This is a genomic window from Deinococcus sp. (genome assembly GCF_018260405.1).
Lineage (GTDB): Bacteria > Deinococcota > Deinococci > Deinococcales > Deinococcaceae > Deinococcus.
In genome coordinates this window covers 1-516 of the sequence record NZ_JAGLBG010000276.1, presented here as the reverse complement: position 1 = coordinate 516, position 516 = coordinate 1, and the positions used below count along the sequence as shown (strand labels likewise).

The 516-nt window shown below is 33.7% G+C and carries 1 protein-coding gene; it reads right to left on the bottom strand.

The window, feature by feature from the left end; translation table 11 throughout:
• Positions 1-297: 297 nt before the first annotated feature.
• The coding region (locus QZ269_RS13510) for a hypothetical protein (RefSeq protein WP_291427204.1) at positions 298-516 on the bottom strand (219 nt) is incomplete at its 5' end.

Genomic DNA, 516 nt, shown 5'->3' with positions numbered 1-516 from the left:
AAAAATGATTCTTTTGTTGGTTTCTTCAAGAAAAATTTATGAAAGTCCGGATATGTCCGGTGCGTGTATTAAAAAACCCCAAAAGAATTACCTTCTTCGTTTCTGATTTTGATTTTCATCAGTCTTATAATGAGAAAAATAAATAAATAAATAAAAATTATTTTTAAGAGCGTTACGTCATCACAATGGGATTTATTAAATTGTAAAATCCGGTAAGACAGGTCTAAAACGGTTTGCACAACGTGTCCTCGCCATTTTATTTATTTTATTTTATTTTTTTTTTTTTTTATTTATTTTTTAGCAGTCTTCGGAAAAGGAGAGAATTCGACCAAACGTAATCCTCCCAAACTGTTCAATCCGGCTTCGCAAACTCCCGAAGAATTCAATCGGTCCAAAGATGCGGAAATTAAAAAGGCGCTTAACACCAATTTGAATTTGCTCAACGAGAACGAATTCAATTTGCTCTACAATAAATTGGCCGAATCGAATTTGTCTCTGGACGGGAGGCGAAATGGC